Below are 19,931 nucleotides of genomic sequence, written 5' to 3'. Positions count from 1 at the left end.
GGCATCTCCTTTCGCTGTGACAGGTCAAATGATTCATATCGATTTATTTCTTTTATTTTATCTAAGTTTACTGCAAAAAGATAGCTGTCACATAGTACAGGGTCAATCGTCCCTGTTTTTGGAGAAACGCATATTTTTTCAGGTGCAGAGCAGTGCGGCAGATATGAAAAGGCTGGAGAGCAAGGGCAGTCCTCTCCAGCCTTTTGGCGCTTACCGCAGCGTTTCCATCAGTGCTTCTTTATTCTCGTGCGGCGTCGTTGTCGGACGTCCCAAGTCCGCGCGGGAGCCGACGGCGGTGCGCACCTCGAGAAAGGTGAGGGCGCGCGCATCGTGCAGCTGCAGGAGGGCATGCGTGAGTTCATCCGCCGTCTGTGCCGTCGGCAGCACATGATAGCCGAGATTTTCGGCGATGGCGGGGAAACTGATGCTGCTCGCCGCCGTCGGTGCGCCGCCGACGCTCTCGTGTGCCTCGTTGTTGAGGAGGATGTGCATGAGGTTGGGCGGGGCAGCTGCGCCGATGGTCGCCATGGCGCCCATGTGCATGAGCGCCGCACCGTCGCCGTCGAGCGCGATAACGCGGCGATTCGGGCGGTGGATGGCGATGCCGAGCGCGAGCGCGGAGGCATGCCCCATCGAGCCGACCGTGAGAAAGTCATGTGCGTGATCCTCGCCGCGCGTCGCGCGCAGCTCGAAGAGCTCGCGCCCCGTCTTGCCTGTGGTTGCAACAATGACGGCATCCCCTGCTGTATCCAGAATGCGTGCGATTGCCTCCTCGCGGCGCAGGGCATAGTTGTTTGCATACGTGCGCTTTGGATACGAGAGTGCACCGTCCCGCACGAGGAGCGCGCACTGTCCGCCGCGCTCACGGTGTGAGGTCTGCTGTTCCATCCATGCCGCAATCTTGGCGGGTGTCGTGTCGCGCGTGAGCACGATCGTATGCACGCCCATCGTTTCCAGCAGCGGCAGACTCAGCCGCCCCTGCACGAGATGCTGCGGCTCGTCATGCAGATCGGGCTCGCCGCGCCAGCCGATGACAAAGATGCAGGGAATTCCGTAGACCTCCTCGTGCAGCAGGGAGAGCAGAGGGTTGACAATGTTGCCGAGCCCGCTGTTTTGGAGATAGACGAGCGGCGTCTTTCCCGTCGCAAGGTGATAACCTGCCGCAAGCGCTGCCGCACTGCCCTCGTTTGCCGCAATCATATGCGCGGGGCTGTTCGCCCCGTACGTGTCCATCAGATAGTCCACGAGCGGGCGCAGCTTCGAGTCCGGCACGCCCGCAAAGAACTCCGCGCCAAGCGCAGAGATGAGTTCGCTTACGTTCATAGGTGCTCCTTTTTGTCCTTTCCAAACCACTCTGGCCTTGCCGCGTGCATCTCCGGCCAGATCTCACCGTTGTTTGCAAGCACTTGTACAATTTTACGTGCACGCGGGTAGAAGAAGGCGCGCATCTCCTCGCTGTCCCGTTCGTATCCGTGTTCAAGTTCATGGGCGCGCGGATAGATGGCGACCTTGGCATCGGCGAAGTTTGCTGTTCCATTCTCATTGAGTGGGCCTGCTGTCTCGAGGCGCAGCGTATGTGTATGCGTGCGCACGGCGAGTTTGTATGTCTGCCCAGGGAACATAGACATGCTGATCGCGGCATCGCGTTGTCTGCCACCAAAGACGGCGGGCAGATTGCCGTCGATGTCCTCGGCGACGGGGAATCCTGTCAAATGGCCCAAGGTCGGATAGATGTCCGCAATACTCGTCAGCTCATCTGTAACGATCCCCTCAGGAATTCCTGCGCCGCGCATCATCCAGACGGCACGCGTCGAATTTTCACCAATAACATCGATCACACCGTTTGTCGGTGCAGAAAATACCGAGTTTCCGTGATCGGAGTAGAGATTCACGATATACTCATCTGCCGCGAAATGCTCCTCGACATAGGAGAGCAGACAGCCGATGCTGCGGTCTGCATGGCGGAGACTCCGCCAGAACTGTTCCTGATAGATCGCGAGTTTCGGCAGACGGACACTTGCGATGCTCTCGTCGAGTTCAAAGAGACGATCAGAGAGCGGCAGTTGTGTCTCCACCGATGGATGGAACTTGAAGCCTTTTGCATTCCACGGGTGTACGTCGGTCGTATGCAGATAGAGAAACTGATCTGTCTCGCGAAACGCCTCGATCTGCATGATCGCGCGATCAACCATCTCCGCAGACGGGAGCTTCCACGCACTCACGTTCAGCATGTCGTAGCCGCGCAGTGCGCCGCAGTAGACGCTGTCGCTTGCGCCCATCGGTGCTGCAGCATAGTAGCCGAGATCCGACATACACTCCGAGAGCGTCATAAAGTCCGGTGGGAGCTCGTGGCTGTCGCGTTCGTGAAAGACCTGTGTGTGATGCGGATAGCGTCCCGTCTCAATGACGGGGAGTGCGGGATAAGTGCACTCCGACGTGGAGAAATGCTGATCGAAGATCACGCCGCGCGCAAAGAAGCGTGCAATATTCGGCATACAGTCGGGGAAGCGGGCGCGTGCCACATTCCATGAAAGCCCGTCAACGAGGATGTTCAGCACGAGTCTATGCCGCATGGGGCTGTGACCGAGACGAATTGGCAAGCCAACAACATATGGGGAATCGTCCGCCGCTTTGAGATGTGTCGTCTCCGAGAGCCGGAAGTGACTGAACGCCCATTTTCCGAGATATGCCGTTGCGGGGGGAAGGGTCTCGGTTTTTACTGTGAGTTCCTGTAGGTTTTTCGTACCCGCAATGGGGAGGATGACCTCCGTCCCCTGCGGAATTTCGATTGTTGCCGCACCGCATACCGTCTGCGCCTTTTGCAGCTGAAAGGGGAAGTCGCGCTGCATCTTGTCGACGAATACCCCGGTGTGGCGCACCTCCTCGATGAGCGCACTCTTGTCAGAGAGAAAGGCGTTCTCGACATAGGTACCGACCCAGTGACGTACACTTCCCGCAGGAGGCGTTAGCGGCAGATGTTCGCCGACAAAGGCATCGAGGTCAAAGCGAAGCCCGCCCCCCTCATCGAGCGCTGCACGGCTCTGTGTCATCGGCGCACCCGTCCCGAACCCCGCCGCGACGGAGAGCCGATTCAGTCCCTCCGTTCCGCCGCGGACGGTAAGCTCTATGGGGATATCGGGGGCAAAATGCAGCCCGTAGGCATAGCCATACATTGTGAGGGCATCCAGCGTACGCCCGAGGCAGGTGTAGATCTCCGCGAGCAGCGTCCATATCTCATAGTGTACCGGACGGCGGCGATAGGCTCGCTCTGCACAGACAAGAGCTGCCGCAGTGTCGTCATGATGCAGGAGATAGCGCGCGGCGAAGATATCCGCATTTTCGGCATCCGGAGACTCCTTCCGATAGGAGGCGAGAGCAGCAAGAAAACCATCATCGTATTCCCCGCGCTCTGCACGTGCGAGCAGAGCGTAAAAGAGCTGGCAGGCGCGTTCATTGCTCTGCCAGAATACCGTGCAGTCGTGCATCATTATATTTCCTCCGGCAGAGGGAACATTTCCCCGTTATTCCCAATACACTTTAGGAATTCCCGCACACGCGGGTAGAAAAATGCGCGCAGTTCAGGGCTGTCCACCTCATGCCCTGCAATACCTTCATGTGCACGAGGATAAATCCCCGCCTTTGTTCGTTCAAGATCGGCAGTACCGCTGAGCGAGACGACATCCATTGTCTCGAGACAGAATGTATAGTATTGTGCACGCGCTGCAAGATGATAGTGCTTGCGCGGGAAGAGGGAATTGCTGTAGGCGATCTCGCGTCCTGTGCCGCCGAAGAGCTGCGGCAGGACACCGTCCACATTGTCGCCGACCGGAAACCTAAGCAAATGGGCAAGTGACGGATAGATGTCCACGGCACTCGTCAACTCATCCGCAACAATGCCCTCCGGCACCCCTGCGCCGCGCATCATCCACGCTGCGCCCGTTAATTGAGCGTCCACGATATAATGTGTCGGGCTGAAGATCGGCACACCGTGATCCGAGTACAGGCTGACGAGATAGTCCTCAGGAGCATAATGCTTCTCAATATAGGCGAAGAGTGCACCGAGCGCACGATCCGTATCGTGTATCGCCTGCCAGAATGCGGTTTGGTAAAATGCGCTTGGACGCAGGTATGGACTCGTAACCTTCTCCTTTGAGCCGGAGAGACGTCCCGCAAGCGGCAGCTGCATTTGCGCAGAGGAGGAAATTTGGAATATTTCGCCGCCCCACGGGTGCACATCGCCGAAGTGCAGGAAGATAAAGTGATCCGCCTCGTGACATCCATCCAGATAGCGGATCGTGCGCTCCACACCTTCATAGGCATGGAGGCGGTAGGGCGAAACAACGAGACGGTCGTACCCGCGCGTCACTCCGTTGTAGATGCCGATACCGTCGCCCATAAGGCTCGTTGTTGTGTAGCCTGCATCACGCGCACGCTCAGCAATGGTGATATAGTCCTCGTTCAGTTCGATCGCTGCCCACTCACTGAATACACCCGAATGTTGGGGGTACATTCCTGTTTCGATTGTGGGAAGTGAGGGATAGGTGTACTCGAGTACAGAGAAATGCTGGTCAAAAATCGTACCGCGTGCAAAGAAGCGCGCAGTCTCAGGCATATGTTTGGCAAATGACGAGCGAAGCACCTGCCACGGCAGGGCATCCACGAGGATGTTCACGACGAGTTTCTTTCGTGCAGGGCTGTGTTCGAGACGGATCGGCGTGCCGACGATAAAGTCCTCTGCCGACGAGAACTGAGTATCTTCGTTCAGACGGAAAAAATTTGGCGTTGCGGAATTCAGCCAAATGCAGTCATCTGCTGCTTCTGTTTTTGCAGTGAGGACCTGCTCGTTTGCAGTTCCAAAGATGGGGACAATCGCCTCGGTACCTGCTTCAATCGAGATGGTTGCTTCTTTTGGCGCGCGTGTACCGCGCATGATGTCGAAGGTAAAATCCCCGCCGACATTGCCCGCCAGTCCATCCGCGTGGGCAATCGTATGCATCAGCCAGCGCTTATTGCCATGGATCTCCTGCTCTGTATACGCCCCGACATAGTAGTGTGGTGCAATATGATGCGAGACAGGAAGGAACTCCTCGAAGAAGACTGTGGACTCTGCCGTCAATCCTGACTCTGGTGAAAAGTGCATACGGCTGAGTGCATAGGGGGCATAGTTTGCCTTGCCTGTCGCACGCGAGAGGCGGTCGAGGACTTCCTTCGTCAATACAGAGGAGGGGACATCGAGAGAGATGGGCATATGGAAGAAGTTCAGCGGATATCCCTGCATGACGAGCGCATCCGCATAGCGGCGGGCAGCCGCATAGGCGCGCGACAGCACAGACCAGATCCGCGGCTCGACGGGACGGCGGTGAAAGGCGCGCTCGCCGCAAAGGATGGCATTCTCTGCATCACCGTTCGCAAGCAGATATTCTGCAGCAAAGATATCCGCGCGTTCACTATCCTCTTCCTCCCGATAGGCAGCGAGCAATGTGAGGAAATCATCATCGTAGGCATCAGCCTCTGCACGTGCAAGAAGATCGTAAAAGAGCTCAGCGGCGTGTTTGTTGTTTTGGTGAAATACGGTGAAGTTGCTGCTCATGACACGCCTCCTCGTGATTAAAAACGTTCCCCATTGTTTGCAATCTCCCGTACGAGGTCCCGTGCACGCGGATAGAAGAATGAGCGCAGCTCTGCGCTGTCGGCCGCATGGTCTTTCTCGAGCTCATGTCCGCGCGGATAAATGCCGACAGCTGCTCCTGCAAAATCCACGGTCCCATCCGTTTCCGTAAAGCCTTTCGTCTCAAGGCGCAGGGCATGTGTCGCTGTGCGCACGGCGAGCTTGAATGTCTGTCCTGGAAATTGAGAGTAGGAGCATACTGTATCGCGCTCCCTGCCGCCGAAGATGGCGGGCAGATTCCCGTCGATATCCCCAGCGACGGGAAAACCGCACAGAGTACCCAGCGTTGGATAAAGATCCACGATGCTTGTCAGTTCATTCGTGACAACCCCTTCCGGGACACCCGCGCCGCGCATCATCCACGCAGCCATTGTTGAGTTCTCTCCGATGACATCGAGCTCCGTGCCCTCCACGCGCGGAGTAAAGACCGAACTGCCATGATCGGAGTAGAGGCTGACAATATATTCATCGTCCGCATAGTGACTCTCGATATAGGAGAGAAGCATGCCGATATTGCGGTCAACATCTCTGAGACCTGCGCGGAACTGCGCCTTGTAGATCTCAAAGTCCGGCAGACGTACACTCGCCGTCTCCTTCTCCCACGCAAAGAGACGGTGCGCAAGCGGCAGGCGCGTCTCCACCTCGGTCGCAAAGTTGAACGCCATCGCATCCCACGGATGCACATCGGAAAGATGGAGGAAGGTGAAGAGATCCGCCTCGCCGAATGCCTCGATGTGATGGATTGTTCGTTCTGCACCGAGGCGGGAGGGTTGTTGCCATACCGTCGAAATCAGCCGATCGTAACCGCGCATCGTACCGTTATAGATGCCGTCTGTCGCTAATATGGGGGCGGAGGTGTAGTAGCCGAGATCCTTCATGCACTCGGCAAGCGTCAGGAATGCAGGCGAGAGCTCATGACTTGCCTCACCTTGAAAGAACTGCGTGTGATGCGGGAAGCGTCCCGTCTCGATAGCGGGCAGGGCGGGATAGGTGTACTCCGATGTGGAGAAATGTGCATCAAAAACTGTTCCACGTGCAAAGAAGCGAGCGATATGCGGCATCCATTCGGCAAAGTGACCGCGTACAACATTCCACGGGAGCGCATCGACGAGAATATTCAGCACGAGCTTATGGCGATGTGTGCCGTGTCCGAGGAGGATTGGCGTACCTGCGGCAAATGGCGCATCCTCCTCGCATGTCAGCGTCGTCGGTTCGGAGAGCCGTATATAGCTGTACGACCATTTGCCGAGGTAGGCAAGCTGATCTGCGTGCGACGGCGTGCTGACAATCAGTTCCTGCACGGGCTGTGTTCCGGCAATAGGGAGGAGTGCCTCACGTCCTTCCGGCACATCGATCTGTACGGCGCCGCGTACCTCCTGCGCCTTCTGCAGGTCAAAGGGGAAATCGCGGCAGATATTGTCTTGGAACCAATCCTTTGTACGGGCATCCGCAATCATATATCCGCGATCCGAGAGAAAGCCGCCGTCGGCATAAGTTCCGACCCAGAACGGGGCGCTTCCCTCCGGCACCGTGACGGGAAGGTACTCCCCGACAAAGACATCTGGATGGAAGGTCAGCGTATCGTTTTCGATGACGGCGCGCCTCTTTGCAAGAGGTGCGTCAATGCAGCCAATCATTGCACGTGTGAGACGGGCAAGTGCCGCCGCATCCGCATGCGGCAGGGTGGAGGGTATCGCTGTCTGCTTAAAGCGATGGAGATAGGCATTAAAAATCGAAGCATTCAGAGCATCCCCCAGCGCTGAATGTATGACAGCAAGCAGCCTCCATGTCTCGTTGTGCACAGGGCGAAGCGCATAGGCTCGCTCAGCGCAGAGGCGCGCATTCTCGGTATCGCCGTGATGCAGGAGGTACTGCGCAGCAAAGATGTCTGCATGGGCTGGGTTCGTTCCTGCCTCCCGATAGGCAGCAAGTGCAGCAAGAAAATCATCATCATATGCTCCGCGTTCCGAGCGTGCGAGGAGATCGTAAAAGAGTGCGGCGGCAGTATCGTTGTTTTGCCAAAATACGCTGAAATCGTCCGTCACGTTACGTTCCCTTTCCCTCGTTCAAAGTTATCCGAACCACTGCGGGCGAGCTGCACGCATCGCGGGCCAGTGTTCACCGTTGCTTGCGATCGCGCGCACGAAGTCCCGTGCGCGCGGGTAGAAGAACGCACGCAGCTCCTCGGAGTCGAGCCGATAGCCTTCCTCAAGCTCGTGTTCGCGCGGATAGATGCCGACCGTTGCTCCTGCAAGGTCCACACGCCCGTCCTCGTCGACGAACTCCTGCGTCTCAAGGCGCAGCGCATGATCGCGCGTGCGGACAGCAAGCTTGAATGTCTGCCCCGGGAACTGAGACGTGGAGCAGACCACATCGCGCTCCCTGCCGCCGAATACGGCGGGGAGATTGCCGTCACTGCACGCGGCGACGGAGAAGCCGCACAGATGGGCGAGCGTCCGCTGGATATCGACAATGCTCGTCAGTTCATTTGTACGCACACCCACGGGCACGCCCGTGCCGCGCATCATCCATGTCGCGTTTGAGACGTATGTGCTGATAATGTCCAGCTTGTCCGAGGTTTCCTTGTTGAATATGGGAACACCGTGATCCGAGTAGAGGCTGACAATGTACTCGTCGGCGGCAAAGTTCTCCTCCAGGTAGGTGAGGAGAATGCCGATGTTGTGATCCACCTGACGCACGCGTTCCAGATACTGCTCCTGATAGATGCGCATATTGGTCAAAAAGACGCTTGCCGTACGCTCTGTGTGGTCAAAGAAGCGGTCGGCGAGCGGGAGATGGGTCTCAACGTTGGTGTCGAATTTATAGCCGAGACCGTCATACGGGTGTATGTCATTGACCGCAAGAAAGAGGAACTGATCGACCTCGTCGAAGGCTTTGAGCTGGCGCAGGACGTGGTCCACGCCATCGACCGAATTCTGAATCCATGTGGAGAGCACCGCGCGGTCATAGCCGCGCATAACGCCTTGAGAGAGCCCCTGATCGGCCCCCATCGGGATGGCACAGTAGTAGCCGAGTGCCTTCATGTGCTCGGCTGTGGTGGTCATCTCTGCGGGCAGCTCGCGTCCGGCATTTACGTTGAAGATATGTGTATGATGGGGATAGCAGCCGGTCTCAATGGCAGGGAATGCCGAGAGGGTGTGCTCTGAGGTCGAGAAATGCTGATCGAAGATTGTGCCGCGTGCGAAGAATTTGGAGATGTTTGGCAGATGGGTCGCGGCGTAGGGACGAACGACCGCCCAGGATAGAGCGTCGACGAAAATATTCAGGACGAGCTTGCGCCGCACGGGGCTGTGTTCGAGCAGGATCGGGGTGCCGACGGCATAGGCATCCTGTGCATCGGCATACAGCTGTGTGGTCTCGTTCAGACGAAAGAAGCTGAACGCCCACTTGCCGAGATAGATATCCCGTGTCCCCATGGAGGGCGTTGTGACAGAGATTCGTTGGTCGGGGACCGTGCCCGCCAAGGGGACAATTGCCTCCCGTCCGGCGGGAAGCGCGATCTCGGTTGTGCCGCGCACCTCGCTTGCCTTTTGCAGGTCAAAGAAGAAGTCGCGGTGGCCGTAGCGTGTGAACCATGCAGTATGCCGTGCCTCAGTGAGCATATAGCTGTGATCGGACAGCCCCGTGTTCTCTGCATAGGCGGCACTCCAAAAGCGTGCGCTGCCCTGTGGCATCGTTATGGGAATCTCCTCACCGATGAATACGTCAAAGCGGAACCCGAGCCCCGGGTTCATCAGATAGGCGCGGCTGGTTGAGGTCGGGGCGTTCAGGCTCTTTCCCGTGGCGAGCGTCAGTCGGCCCAAGGCTTCGTTTTGAATTTCCTCGGTCAGACTGAGATCGAGGTCGATTCCCCCCGTGTCCGCACCTCGATAGAGCCCGTAGGCGTAGCCCTGCATCGTGACAGCATCGAGCTCCCGCCCGAGCTGCTTGTAGGCGGCGGCGAGCACGCGCCACACCTCGAGATTCAGGGGCCGCTTTTGAAAGGCGCGTTCCCCGCAGAGCGCGGCGTTCTCAGCGTCGCCGTGATGGAGGAGGTACTGCGCGGCGAAGATGTCCGCGCGCTCCGAGTCTGGTGCAGCCTCCCGATAGGCAGCGAGCTGTGCCAGAAAATCATCATCGTATGCCCTGCGCTCCGAGCGTGCGAGGAGGTCGTAAAAGAGAGTACGGGCGCGGTCGTTGTTTTTCCAGAATACCGTGAAATCGTCCTGCATTTCTCCCTGTCCCCTTTGCAATCAGTTACGCCCTCAGTGCTTCCTTAAATACGCGGAAAAAGCCTCGGATGTCTGCCTCATCAATGGCGCCGAGGGCGCAGAGGCGGAACGTCGCCGAGGTTTGCATCTTACCGGGGTAGATGGTGTAGCCGCGCTCATAGCAGTAGTCGTGTACGCGCATGAAATCAAAGTCTGCCGATGGATATTCCACGGCGACCACGAGTCCCGACTGGATCGCGCGCGGGATGGCTTCCTTCAGCCCAAGCTCTGCAAGTCCCTCGTGGATGGCGTTGATCGTGCGCGTATGGCGTGCCCATTTTTTCGTTTCGCCCTCGGCAAAGTACTCCGTGAGCGCACGCCTTGCCGCATAGACCGTCTGCACGGGCGGGGTAAAGCGCATCTCGCCCGTCTGCTCGAACCCCTCGTACTGCATGACGAGATTCGTGTAGTACGAGCGCACGGGATACGCCTTTGCTGCCGCGAGCACGGATTTTTTCGCGAGGACAAAGGACAGCCCCGTCATGCCCTGAATGCCCTTTTGTGCCGAGGACATACACACGTCAATGTTCATTTCATCAACGCTGAATGGAATCATGGCATACGTTGAGATTGTGTCCGCGATCATGACGGCCCCGTATGCGTGGGCGAGTGCGCCGATCTCCTGCACGGGGTTTAGAATGCCCGTGCCTGTCTCCTGATGGGTTGTGTAGACGGCAGTGATGTCAGGATGCTCGATGAGCATGCGCTCGACCTCGGCGAGATTGGGCTGCCCGTCAATCGGAAACTTCAGGTCGATATGCGGCACGCTGTAGGCGCGCGCCATCTCTGCTGCACGTGCGGAGTATGCGCCGTTGTTGACGATGAGGAGCTTCCCCTCCGCAGGGACGAGCGAGCTGACACACGCATCCATGCAGATCGTACCCGAGCCGCAGAAAAGGACGGTCGTCCACTCCGTTTCATTTGCGTGGACGACCTTTAGTAGATCTGTGCCAAGCTCCCGCATGAGCTCGCCGAATTCGCGCTCGCGCGGGCAGATGTCGGGGACGAGCTGTGCCGCCTTGACCGTATCGGTCGTTGTCGCGGGACCGGGGTTGAGGAGAATGTTGCGTTTGATGTTCATAGCTTACTTCCGATACATAAATACATTGAATACAAACGGTGTGTTCCAGTAGTCCTCCATCTCGATGGCGGGGAAGTTGATGTTAAGATCGTGCGCGCGTGCGAAGTCCTCGAAGAACGCGCGGCAGTAAAAGAACTTTCTGAGCCCCTTGTAGCGTTCGTCATAGTCGGGGATTGTCGCACGGCGATAGGCGAGGAAGTCTTCTTCTTTGTCCGCATCGTGCAGGTCAATGAGACCGATGGCACCGGTCGTTTTTTCGAGCATACGAGTGAGGACGCGCTCTGCGAATTCCTCGCTTGGGAAATAGGAAAAGACGCTGTTCGAGAGAGCCGCATCGTATTTGAGCGCCGTGTCGAACGCATCTGCCTCACCGCAGGTGAGTTCACGCGCATCGGGGAGCACTTTACGTGCTGTTTCGACAAGAGGGGCAGCATAGTCCGTGCCGCCGACCGCAATGCCGTCGCGCTGCATGAGGTAGAGATTGGCCCCAGCGCCGCAGCCGACATCATAGACGCTCATACCATCTTTGAGATGCAGCAGCTCTTTGATGCGCCGCCCCTGCATCAGAAGCGAGTCCAGCGGAATGCCTCCGTCCACGACATCGAAGCCGTTGAGGCGCTTCAGTTCGAGAAAGACATCCTGCCAATCGCCCATGAGGGCATCGTCTGCCGCCTGCCGCCGGTTCCAGACGGCTTTCCATTCATTGCTCACTATACTACCTCGATCAGCCGGATGATGTCCTTGATCGGCAGCAGCGCACTGTCGATCTCGTGTGCGCGGTGGTGCGTGAGAATGGAACGTGCCGCGCCCTCCATGGCGGGGAATGCCGCACGCGTGAGTTGGTTCGCGTAGATGACGATGCGCACGCCGTGTGCCGCGAGCTCCGCTTCCGTGATTGTGTTGTAGGAGGAGGGGACGGCGACGATCGGGACGTTCGGATGTTTTGCGCGGAATGCGTCGCAGAACGCGATGACCTCGTCGGGAGACTTCGCGCGCGAGTGGATCATGATGCCGTCCGCGCCTGCCGCGACGTATCCCTCCGCGCGTTCCAGCGCGTCGTCCAGCCCCTTTTCGAGGATCAGGCTCTCGATGCGTGCGATGATCATGAACTCCTCCGTGCGCTGTGCCGCCTTGCCTGCGGCGATCTTCTCGGAGAAGTTCTCGATCGTGTCCTGTGTCTGCGCGACCTCTGTACCGAAGAGGGAGTTGCGCTTTGCGCCCGTCTTGTCCTCGATGATGACGGCAGAGACTCCGATGCGCTCCAGCGTGCGGACGTTGTAGGCGAAATGCTCCGCCGTGCCGCCCGTGTCCATGTCGAGGATGATGGGCTTCGTTGTGACCTCCATGACCTCGTTGATGGTCTGGATGCGGTCGGAGAGGTCGACCAGCTCAATGTCTGGTTTGCCGCGCGAGGTCGAATCACAGAGGCTTGAGACCCACATTGCGTCGAACTGGTCAAGCCCGCCGTCGTTCTCGACGACTGTCTTTTCGGCAATCAGCCCCGTGAGTCCGTTGTGCACCTCGATGGTCTTTACGATGGGGACGATCTCGAGGAGGCGGCGCAGCCGTCCGCGCCGTGCCTCAGGCATCGCGAGCTGCTCACGCATCTGCCAGTCGATCTTGCGCACCTCGGCATTCTCCGTATAGGGCGGCTCGATCAGCTCGCCGCCGTAACGCGCGAGTGCGGCGAGCACGTTCTTGCGGATCGACGACTCGGGTCCCTGCGCCCAGTTGCTCCCGTGCACGACGTAGTTGGGGCGCAGGCGATCAATGACCTCGTCGTACATGATGTGCTCCTGCACGATAACCTGTGTGACCTCGGGCAGTGCGCGGATCATCTCCATGCGCTCGGCGAGCGTCTTGGTCGGAAAGCGGTTGTAGCGAACCATCTCCGGATCGGAGAGCACGCCGACCGTGACCTCGCCCAGCTCTGCCGCCGCACGCAGGAGGTTGCGGTGTCCCGCGTGGATGATGTCGGTGCAGAAGCAAGTGTAAACATGTTTCATAGATTCCTTCTCCCTCTATCTCTATCTTTTGCGCTGGAGGATCGTATATCTGTGACTTGGCGAGGCGTTCGCATCGGGCACTCCGCCAAGCTGGACACTCAGCCCCTCTTTATCCGCGCCTCAAGCTCCCGCAGCTCCTCCACCGTGTCAATCTCCCACACGTCCGCGCGCGTGCATTCCCTGATATACACGTCGCATTCGCGCGGATGATATTTCAGCATGATCTCGTCCCAGTAGAGCTGACGATACTGTTCCTCGGCGTAGAGCGCATTTGCACATGCGGCGAGCCGCTCCCCGTCCGCCGCCGTCCAGTAGGACAGCCCGAGCATCTGATGGCAGGGGTGATCACTTTCGGTGTCAATATGTGTGATCCTGCCCGCCGCGTCCGAGTCGAAGCACCAGTCGTCCGCCTCTGCGACGGGGAATGCGATGTAGTTCGAACGCTCCTGTGTGGGCGTAATGACGGCAGGATTGGCAACGTAGAGATCGCCCTCGATCACGTAGCTGTCTGCGAGCAGCCCCGCACGTCCCGCGAGTGCGATGGACGAGATGTTGTTCGCCGTCTCCCAGTCGGGATTGTCGACAAACTGCAGGTGAGGGTACTTTGTGCGGAGCGTGTCGAATGCCGCGCCGCAATACCCCCGCACAATAGTAATCGACGAAATCCCCGCCGCATTAAGCGCATCTAAAATTGTCGCAATGATCGGCGTGCCGCTCACGGGCACGAGCGGTTTCGGCATATGGTCCGTCAGCGGTGCGAGGCGCGAGCCGCGCCCCGCCGCGAGAATGACGGCGCGTCTTACACGGTGTGTACCCATCAGCACAGCCCCATCTTGCGCATGGTTTTCCGCAGTGTCTTCTCCGCGATGTGCGCGGCACGCTCCGCGCCCTTTGCGACCTCCGCGTCGAGATACGCCTTGTCCTCCATCAGCCGCGCGTAATTCTCGCGGATCGGACGCAGTTCGTCCGCGACCACCGTGCCGACCGCCGTCTTGAAGTCGCCGTAGCCCCTGCCCGCGAACTCCGCCGTAATTTCATCGAGCGATTTGCCTGTCACGGCGGAGTAGATCGTCATCAGATTGTTGATGCCGTCTTTTCCTTCGCGGAATGCAACCTCCGCCTCGCTGTCCGTCACGGCGGACTTGAATTTTCTCAGGATCGTATTCTCGTCGTCAAGGATGTAGATCGTCGCCTTTGCATTCTCGTCCGACTTGCTCATCTTCGCCGTCGGCTCCGCGAGACTCATGACGCGTGCACCCGCCTTAGGGAAATAGCCCTCGGGCAGGCGGAACGTCTCGCCGTAGACGTGGTTGAACCGCGCTGCGATGTTCCGCGTAAACTCAAGGTGCTGCGTCTGATCCGCACCGACAGGCACATAGTCCGCCTGATAGAGCAGGATGTCACCCGCCATGAGGGCGGGGTAGGTAAAGAGCCCCGCGTTGATGTCCTCGGGGTGCTTCGCCGACTTGTCCTTGAACTGCGTCATGCGCGAGAGATCGCCGAACGGGCTGAGGCAGGACAGCATCCACCCCATCTGCGCGTGCGCGGGTACATGGCTCTGGATAAAGACGAGGCTCTCCTCGGGGTCAAGCCCGCACGCGAGCAGCAGCGCAAACGCCGCGCGGCTCGCCTTACGCCGTGCGGCGGGATCGTGGTACACCGTCAGTGCGTGGAGATCGGCGACAAAATAATAGCAGTCATACTCCTCCTGCAGGTGCCGCCAGTTTTTCACTGCCCCGAGATAGTTGCCGAGGGTGAATGTGCCGGTGGGCTGAATGCCGCTCAGGATAATCTTGCGGCGGGAGGTGACTGCGTCCTTTTCGTTCATGACGTTCCTTCCTTTGTTGTAGAATGTTTCTCCATTATATACCATGAGAGAAAGATAAGCAAAGCCACAAAAAAATCTTGCCAACATTCCTTCTCTCTGTTACAATATCTTCCGTACGATCAAGAACGAACCACAAGATATAGTATAAGGAGCACATTTATGACAGTAACGACCGTAACGAAGCGTGCAGGCCACGCCGTCCCCTATGACCGCGCGAAGATCCGCAACGCGATCGCAGCGGCGAGCAAGGAGTATGTCCACCCGATGACGGGCATCGAGATCGACGAGGTGACAAGCGCCGTCGAGGCGGCGTTTGGCGACCGCGCGCAGATCAGCGTCGAGGAGATCCAGGATCTCGTCGAAAAGCAGCTGCTCGTGCACGGCTTCCACGACATCGCACGCCGCTACATCACCTACCGTCAGCGGCATGCACAGCGGCGCCTTGCACAGAAACACCTGATGGCGAGCTACCGCGACATCTTCTTCGCGGATGCCGTCGACTCCGACCTCAAGCGCGACAACGCGAACATCAACACGGACGCGTCCATGGGCATCATGCTGAAGCTCGGCGCGGAGGGCGCGAAACACTTCGTCGACAACTACGTCCTGGAGGAGCGTTACGCCGTCGCCGACCGCGAGAACTTCATCCACATCCACGACAAGGACTTCTCGCTCATCACGTTCAACTGCTGCCAGATCGATCTGCTGAAGCTGTTCCGCGGCGGCTTCTCCACGGGGCACGGCTTCCTGCGCGAGCCGAACTCCATTCGCGCGTACGCGAGCCTCGCGTGCATTGCGATCCAGTCGAACCAGAACGATATGTTCGGCGGGCAGAGCATCAACGCATTCGACTATGCCATGGCGGACGGAGTAAAGAAGTCGTTTCGCAAGGCGATTGTGGAGGAGGCGTGGAAGGCGCTGCTCTACCGCCTTGGCCGCGGACATTTCACCCACGAGGCGTTCAAGAAGGCACTGCGTCACGAACTGGACTTCGCCGTCTGTGTCTATGCGGAAAGGCAGGACGACGAACGCGCAGAGCGGGCGCGAGCCGAACTCTCACGAGCCCTGCACGCCGTCTACAGCGCGGCGTTCGAGACACCCGTCGCGCAGGAACTCGAAGCAGACGCGCGCACCGTCTATCAACTCGCGTGCGAGAGCGTCGAGGAGGAGACACATCAGGCGATGGAGGCGCTCATTCACAACTTCAACACCCTCCACTCGCGCGCGGGTGCGCAGGTGCCGTTCAGCTCCATCAACTACGGACTGGACACCTCGCCCGAAGGGCGACTCGTCACCCGCGAGGTGCTCAGTGCCATCTGGCAGGGGCTCGGCAACGGCGAGACGGCGATCTTCCCAATCTCCGTGTTCCAGCTGAAGGCAGGCGTCAACTACAACCCCGAGGATCCGAACTACGACCTCTTTATCGAGTCCTGCCGCGTCAGCGCACGCCGTCTCTTTCCGAACTATGTCAACATCGACGCGCCGTACAACCTCCAGTACTACAAACCCGGCGACTACAACAGCTGCGTTGCGACCATGGGCTGCCGCACGCGCGTCATGAGCAACGTCAACGGCCCTGAGCAGTCGGGCAGCCGCGGCAACTTCTCCTTTACAACGATCAACCTGCCGAAGCTTGCTCTGGAGGCGAAGGGGGATCTTGACGAGTTCTGGAAACTCTACGATCACTACATTGATCTCTGCCACGACTACCTGCTCGACCGCCTGAAAATCATCGAGGACAAGCACGTCTACAACTATCCGTTCCTCATGGGGCAGGGGGTTTGGATGGACAGCGAGAAGGCGGCTCCCGTCGACTCCATCAAGGATCTCCTCAAGCATGCCTCGTACTCCATCGGCTTCTGCGGGCTTGCCGAGTGTCTGGTCGCACTCACGGGCAAGCACCACGGCGAGAGTCCCGAGTCGCAGGAACTCGGGCTCAAGATTGTCGGACATCTCAGAGAGCGCACGGACGCGTACACCGAGGCGGAACAACGCAACTGGACGACGTTCGGCACGCCGGCGGAGAGCACGGCGGGGCAGTTCCAGCGTGCGAACAAAAAGGCGTACGGCATCATCCCCGGGGTCACCGACCGCTCCTACATGACGAACTCGAGCCATGTGCCCGTCTACTACGACATCAGCGCGTACGACAAGATCCGCATCGAGGCGCCGTACCACGCGCTTGAGAACGCGGGGCACATCGCCTACATCGAGATGGACGGGGATCCCTCGAAGAACGTCAAGGCGTTCGAGAAGGTCGTCCGCGCCATGCACGACGCGGACATGGGCTACTTCTCCATCAATCATCCCGTTGACCGTGACCCCGTCTGCGGCTACACGGGACTGATCGAGAACGAGTGCCCGCACTGCCACCGCAAGGAGAGCTCCTTCGGCACCATGACCGTGCCGCGCATGAAGGACTAAAAAGAAACAGACGGAGAGTGTACCACAAACATCGCGTTTGAGGTGCACTCTTTTTTCTGCTACAATAACAAATAAAGGTGGGATTGCAGTGCATGAAAAGCGATGGCAAAGCTGCGCGATGACGGTCAACGGACTGCCGCAGCACATCCGCTACAATATAGATACGGTGGAACATCTCTTTCTGCCGCTCCTGCGCCGCCTCACGCAGATGCAGCGGCGTGCGGGACGGCGGGTCATCGCCTTTCTCGCTGCACCGCCTGCGACGGGGAAATCTACACTCCTGCAATTTTTGGAGCGGCTCGTGCGGGAGCACGCTGACCTCACGCAGATGCAGGCGCTCGGTATGGACGGCTTCCACTATCCGAACCGTTATCTGGAGACACATACCATCCTGCGCGACGGTGTGGAGATACCACTGAAATCCATCAAGGGCGCGCCCGAGACGTTCGACGTGCCTGCGCTCGCAGCAAAACTGTGTGCGGCGAAGAACGGGCGGACACTCTTCCCCGTCTATGACCGCCGCATTCACGATGTTGTACCCGATGCACTGACCGTGGACGCGCCCATCCTCCTCATCGAGGGCAACTGGCTGCTCTTGGATGAGGAGCCGTGGAGAGGCCTCCGTCCCCTCGCCGACTATTCCGTCCGTATCGACGCACCCGCCGCGTTCCTGCGGGATCGTCTCATCGCCCGCAAGGTGCAGGGGGGACTCTCCGAGGCGGAGGCGACTGCCTTCTGCGAGGCGAGTGATGCCCGCAACGTCGAACGCTTTGCCGCACATGCAGGTGCGGCGGACGAGGTCTGGCGCATGGAAGCGGACGGCGACTTCGTGCGGGTATAAATTTCCATATGAAAACTCCCACTGCGTTTACCAGGCGCAGTGGGAGTTTTGTCGTCCGTTGTGATATACTGAAGCTGCCACGGCCCTAACCAAGCCAATCCAGCAAGGAAGGGAGGGTGTCTCATGATGTTCTATGACTTTGTCGTATCTCTCCTGATCAGTATTTTGGGAAGTATCCTGGGGGCGCTGATCCTTCGACTGTTGAGGTGGTAGCGGAGAGCATCTCATGTGGCAGGCAGTTGATGCGGTCTAACCAACCGCAAAAGAGCGCCCTGCGGTAACCAGCCGCAGGGCGCTCTTTTTTATGGGTTGTCCATGACACTCCATGACTTCTATAAATACTATAGCACGCTTTTTAGTTTTTTTCAACCCTGATTTAGCCTGCCGCCGCATTCTCAATCACGGGGGCAGCCCCCTCGGTGATGCACTCCTGCGTCACGGTGACGCGGCGCGGCGCACTCTCGCGCGGGATGTCGAACATCACGTCGAGCATAACCTCCTCGATGATGCCCTTCAGGCTGCGTGCGCCGGTCTTGCGTTCAATCGCCTTCTTTGCGACCGCGCGCAGGGCGTCCTCGGTAAAGATGAGCTCGACGCCGTCCATCGCGAGCAGCTTTTCGTACTGACGCACGGGCGCGTTGATGGGCTCTGTGAGAATCCGCAGGAGTGCGTCCTCGTCGAGTGTCTCAAGCGTGCAGATCACGGGCAGGCGACCGATGATCTCGGGGATGATGCCGTACTGCATCAGATCCTCGGGCGTTACTTGGTGGATCAGCGTGTCAAACTCCTTTTCGAGCTCCTTGCCGCGCACCTCTGCACCGAAGCCAATGGCAACGTTGTCTTTGCGCAGACGTTTTGCAATCGTCTTCTCGATGCCGACGAATGCACCGCCGACGATGAAGAGAATGTTCTTCGTGTCCACCTTGATCGTCGGTGCCTCGGGGTGCTTGCGCTGCCCGCGTGCCGTGAACTCCACGACGCTGCCCTCGAGCATCTTCAGCAGTGCCTGCTGCACGCCTTCATGGCCGGGGTCGGCAGTGATGGAGTTGTTCGCGCCCGACTTGCGCGCGATCTTGTCGAACTCGTCGAGATAGATGATGCCGTGCTCCGCCTTCTCCACGTCCTTGTCCGCCGCGTAGTAGAGATTGCGTACGGCGACCTCGACATCCGCGCCGACGAAGCCCGCCTCTGTCAGACTTGATGCGTCCGTCACCGCGAACGGCACATCGAGCAGCTTCGAGAGGTGGGAGAGCAGCGCCGTCTTGCCGCAGCCCGAGGGACCGAGCATGATGACGTTCGACTTCTCGATCTCTGTGTCCTCACCCGTACTCTCGTAGCCGTACTTCATGCGCTTGTAGTGGTTGTAGACTGCAACCGCGAGAATTTTTTTCGCACGATCCTGCTTGATAATGTACGTATCCAAATATTTCTTGATGAGATGCGGTCGTGTCTTCTCGAGCACGTCGTCAAGCTGCATACGGAATGAGCTCCGTTCCTCGGAGGAGACGGAGGCATCGTGCTCATCGAGGAAGCGGTTGATCTCGCGCACACAGTCCTTGCAGATTGCAAAGCCCGTATTCGGATCGTAGATCGGCATATCGTATTGGTCGCGGACATCGATGATGCGCTTGCAAAAGCTGCACTGATGCTTCACCGGATTTTTCGACATTTCAAATTCCTTTCAGGAAGATTTTACAGATAAATTCTACCATAGAATAACACAGGAACGTGAAAGAAACAAGAATATTATAAGGAAGGAATGGGGGCGCTTGCATTCGCACCGCAGGATGATATAATGAGAGCAGTTGACGA

The 19,931-nt window shown here is 58.4% G+C and carries 13 protein-coding genes; 2 read left to right on the top strand and 11 right to left on the bottom strand.

The features are described from left to right. Positions 1–210: 210 nt before the first annotated feature. The 10 genes from aepY to trpS form a co-directional block, all read right to left on the bottom strand. Positions 211–1,323, bottom strand: a complete 1,113-nt coding sequence (aepY, locus tag BCS37_RS10940) for a phosphonopyruvate decarboxylase (protein WP_069181434.1) — start codon at positions 1,321–1,323, stop codon at positions 211–213. Beyond that, complete coding sequence (locus BCS37_RS10935) at positions 1,320–3,488, bottom strand: sulfatase-like hydrolase/transferase (RefSeq protein WP_069181433.1); 2,169 nt, start codon at positions 3,486–3,488, stop codon at positions 1,320–1,322. Before BCS37_RS10935 ends, aepY begins: the two co-directional genes overlap by 4 nt. After that, positions 3,488–5,590 carry a sulfatase-like hydrolase/transferase gene (locus BCS37_RS10930; RefSeq protein WP_069181432.1) on the bottom strand — a complete coding sequence of 701 codons (2,103 nt, stop codon included), beginning with the start codon at positions 5,588–5,590 and terminating at the stop codon, positions 3,488–3,490. Before BCS37_RS10930 ends, BCS37_RS10935 begins: the two co-directional genes overlap by 1 nt. 17 nt (positions 5,591–5,607) lie before the next feature. Then, the gene (locus BCS37_RS10925) at positions 5,608–7,713 is read right to left on the bottom strand and encodes a sulfatase-like hydrolase/transferase (protein WP_069181431.1); all 2,106 of its coding nucleotides are present in this window, start codon (positions 7,711–7,713) and stop codon (positions 5,608–5,610) included. A gap of 27 nt (positions 7,714–7,740) precedes the next feature. Continuing rightward, positions 7,741–9,900 (bottom strand): sulfatase-like hydrolase/transferase, encoded by a 2,160-nt coding sequence (locus BCS37_RS10920; RefSeq protein WP_069181430.1) that lies wholly within the window; start codon positions 9,898–9,900, stop codon positions 7,741–7,743. 25 nt (positions 9,901–9,925) lie between these two features. Further along, on the bottom strand, positions 9,926–11,020 hold the full coding sequence (locus BCS37_RS10915; protein WP_069181429.1) for a 2-aminoethylphosphonate aminotransferase: 1,095 nt from the start codon (positions 11,018–11,020) through the stop codon (positions 9,926–9,928). A 3-nt stretch (positions 11,021–11,023) separates the two neighbouring features. Further along, positions 11,024–11,731, bottom strand: a complete 708-nt coding sequence (locus BCS37_RS10910) for a class I SAM-dependent methyltransferase (protein ID WP_069181428.1) — start codon at positions 11,729–11,731, stop codon at positions 11,024–11,026. Further along, positions 11,731–13,026, bottom strand: a complete 1,296-nt coding sequence (aepX, locus tag BCS37_RS10905; protein ID WP_069181427.1) for a phosphoenolpyruvate mutase — start codon at positions 13,024–13,026, stop codon at positions 11,731–11,733. The genes BCS37_RS10910 and aepX overlap by 1 nt, the downstream gene beginning before the upstream one ends. 98 nt (positions 13,027–13,124) lie before the next feature. Then, positions 13,125–13,844, bottom strand: coding sequence for a phosphocholine cytidylyltransferase family protein (locus tag BCS37_RS10900; protein ID WP_069181426.1), 720 nt, complete (start codon positions 13,842–13,844; stop codon positions 13,125–13,127). After that, complete coding sequence (gene trpS, locus BCS37_RS10895; protein ID WP_069181425.1) at positions 13,844–14,854, bottom strand: tryptophan--tRNA ligase; 1,011 nt, start codon at positions 14,852–14,854, stop codon at positions 13,844–13,846. Before trpS ends, BCS37_RS10900 begins: the two co-directional genes overlap by 1 nt. Before the next feature lie 159 nt (positions 14,855–15,013). On the opposite strand from trpS, the gene BCS37_RS10890 reads away from it, so the two are divergent. Beyond that, positions 15,014–17,278 (top strand): anaerobic ribonucleoside triphosphate reductase, encoded by a 2,265-nt coding sequence (locus tag BCS37_RS10890; RefSeq protein WP_069181424.1) that lies wholly within the window; start codon positions 15,014–15,016, stop codon positions 17,276–17,278. Positions 17,279–17,366: 88 nt separating this feature from the next. Beyond that, positions 17,367–18,119 carry a nucleoside/nucleotide kinase family protein gene (locus tag BCS37_RS10885; RefSeq protein ID WP_237142711.1) on the top strand — a complete coding sequence of 251 codons (753 nt, stop codon included), beginning with the start codon at positions 17,367–17,369 and terminating at the stop codon, positions 18,117–18,119. A gap of 376 nt (positions 18,120–18,495) precedes the next feature. Here BCS37_RS10885 and clpX read toward each other — a convergent pair whose 3' ends face one another. After that, complete coding sequence (gene clpX / locus BCS37_RS10880; protein ID WP_069181423.1) at positions 18,496–19,788, bottom strand: ATP-dependent Clp protease ATP-binding subunit ClpX; 1,293 nt, start codon at positions 19,786–19,788, stop codon at positions 18,496–18,498. Positions 19,789–19,931 lie beyond the last annotated feature (143 nt).

The sequence above is a fragment of the Selenomonas sp. oral taxon 920 genome (assembly GCF_001717585.1).
In the GTDB taxonomy this organism is placed as follows: Bacteria; Bacillota; Negativicutes; order Selenomonadales; family Selenomonadaceae; genus Centipeda.
This window is presented reverse-complemented; position numbering and strand designations above follow the sequence as displayed.

What these genes read in the sequence shown, in the direction of transcription:
- BCS37_RS10920 (WP_069181430.1), bottom strand. Translation starts at nt 9,900, where the DNA reads ATGCAGGACGATTTCACGGTATTCTGGAAAAACAACGACCGCGCCCGT.
- BCS37_RS10935 (WP_069181433.1), bottom strand. Translation starts at nt 3,488, where the DNA reads ATGATGCACGACTGCACGGTATTCTGGCAGAGCAATGAACGCGCCTGC.
- BCS37_RS10890 (WP_069181424.1), top strand. Translation starts at nt 15,014, where the DNA reads ATGACAGTAACGACCGTAACGAAGCGTGCAGGCCACGCCGTCCCCTAT.
- BCS37_RS10915 (WP_069181429.1), bottom strand. Translation starts at nt 11,020, where the DNA reads ATGAACATCAAACGCAACATTCTCCTCAACCCCGGTCCCGCGACAACG.
- trpS (WP_069181425.1), bottom strand. Translation starts at nt 14,854, where the DNA reads ATGAACGAAAAGGACGCAGTCACCTCCCGCCGCAAGATTATCCTGAGC.
- clpX (WP_069181423.1), bottom strand. Translation starts at nt 19,788, where the DNA reads ATGTCGAAAAATCCGGTGAAGCATCAGTGCAGCTTTTGCAAGCGCATC.
- aepY (WP_069181434.1), bottom strand. Translation starts at nt 1,323, where the DNA reads ATGAACGTAAGCGAACTCATCTCTGCGCTTGGCGCGGAGTTCTTTGCG.
- aepX (WP_069181427.1), bottom strand. Translation starts at nt 13,026, where the DNA reads ATGAAACATGTTTACACTTGCTTCTGCACCGACATCATCCACGCGGGA.
- BCS37_RS10930 (WP_069181432.1), bottom strand. Translation starts at nt 5,590, where the DNA reads ATGAGCAGCAACTTCACCGTATTTCACCAAAACAACAAACACGCCGCT.
- BCS37_RS10900 (WP_069181426.1), bottom strand. Translation starts at nt 13,844, where the DNA reads ATGGGTACACACCGTGTAAGACGCGCCGTCATTCTCGCGGCGGGGCGC.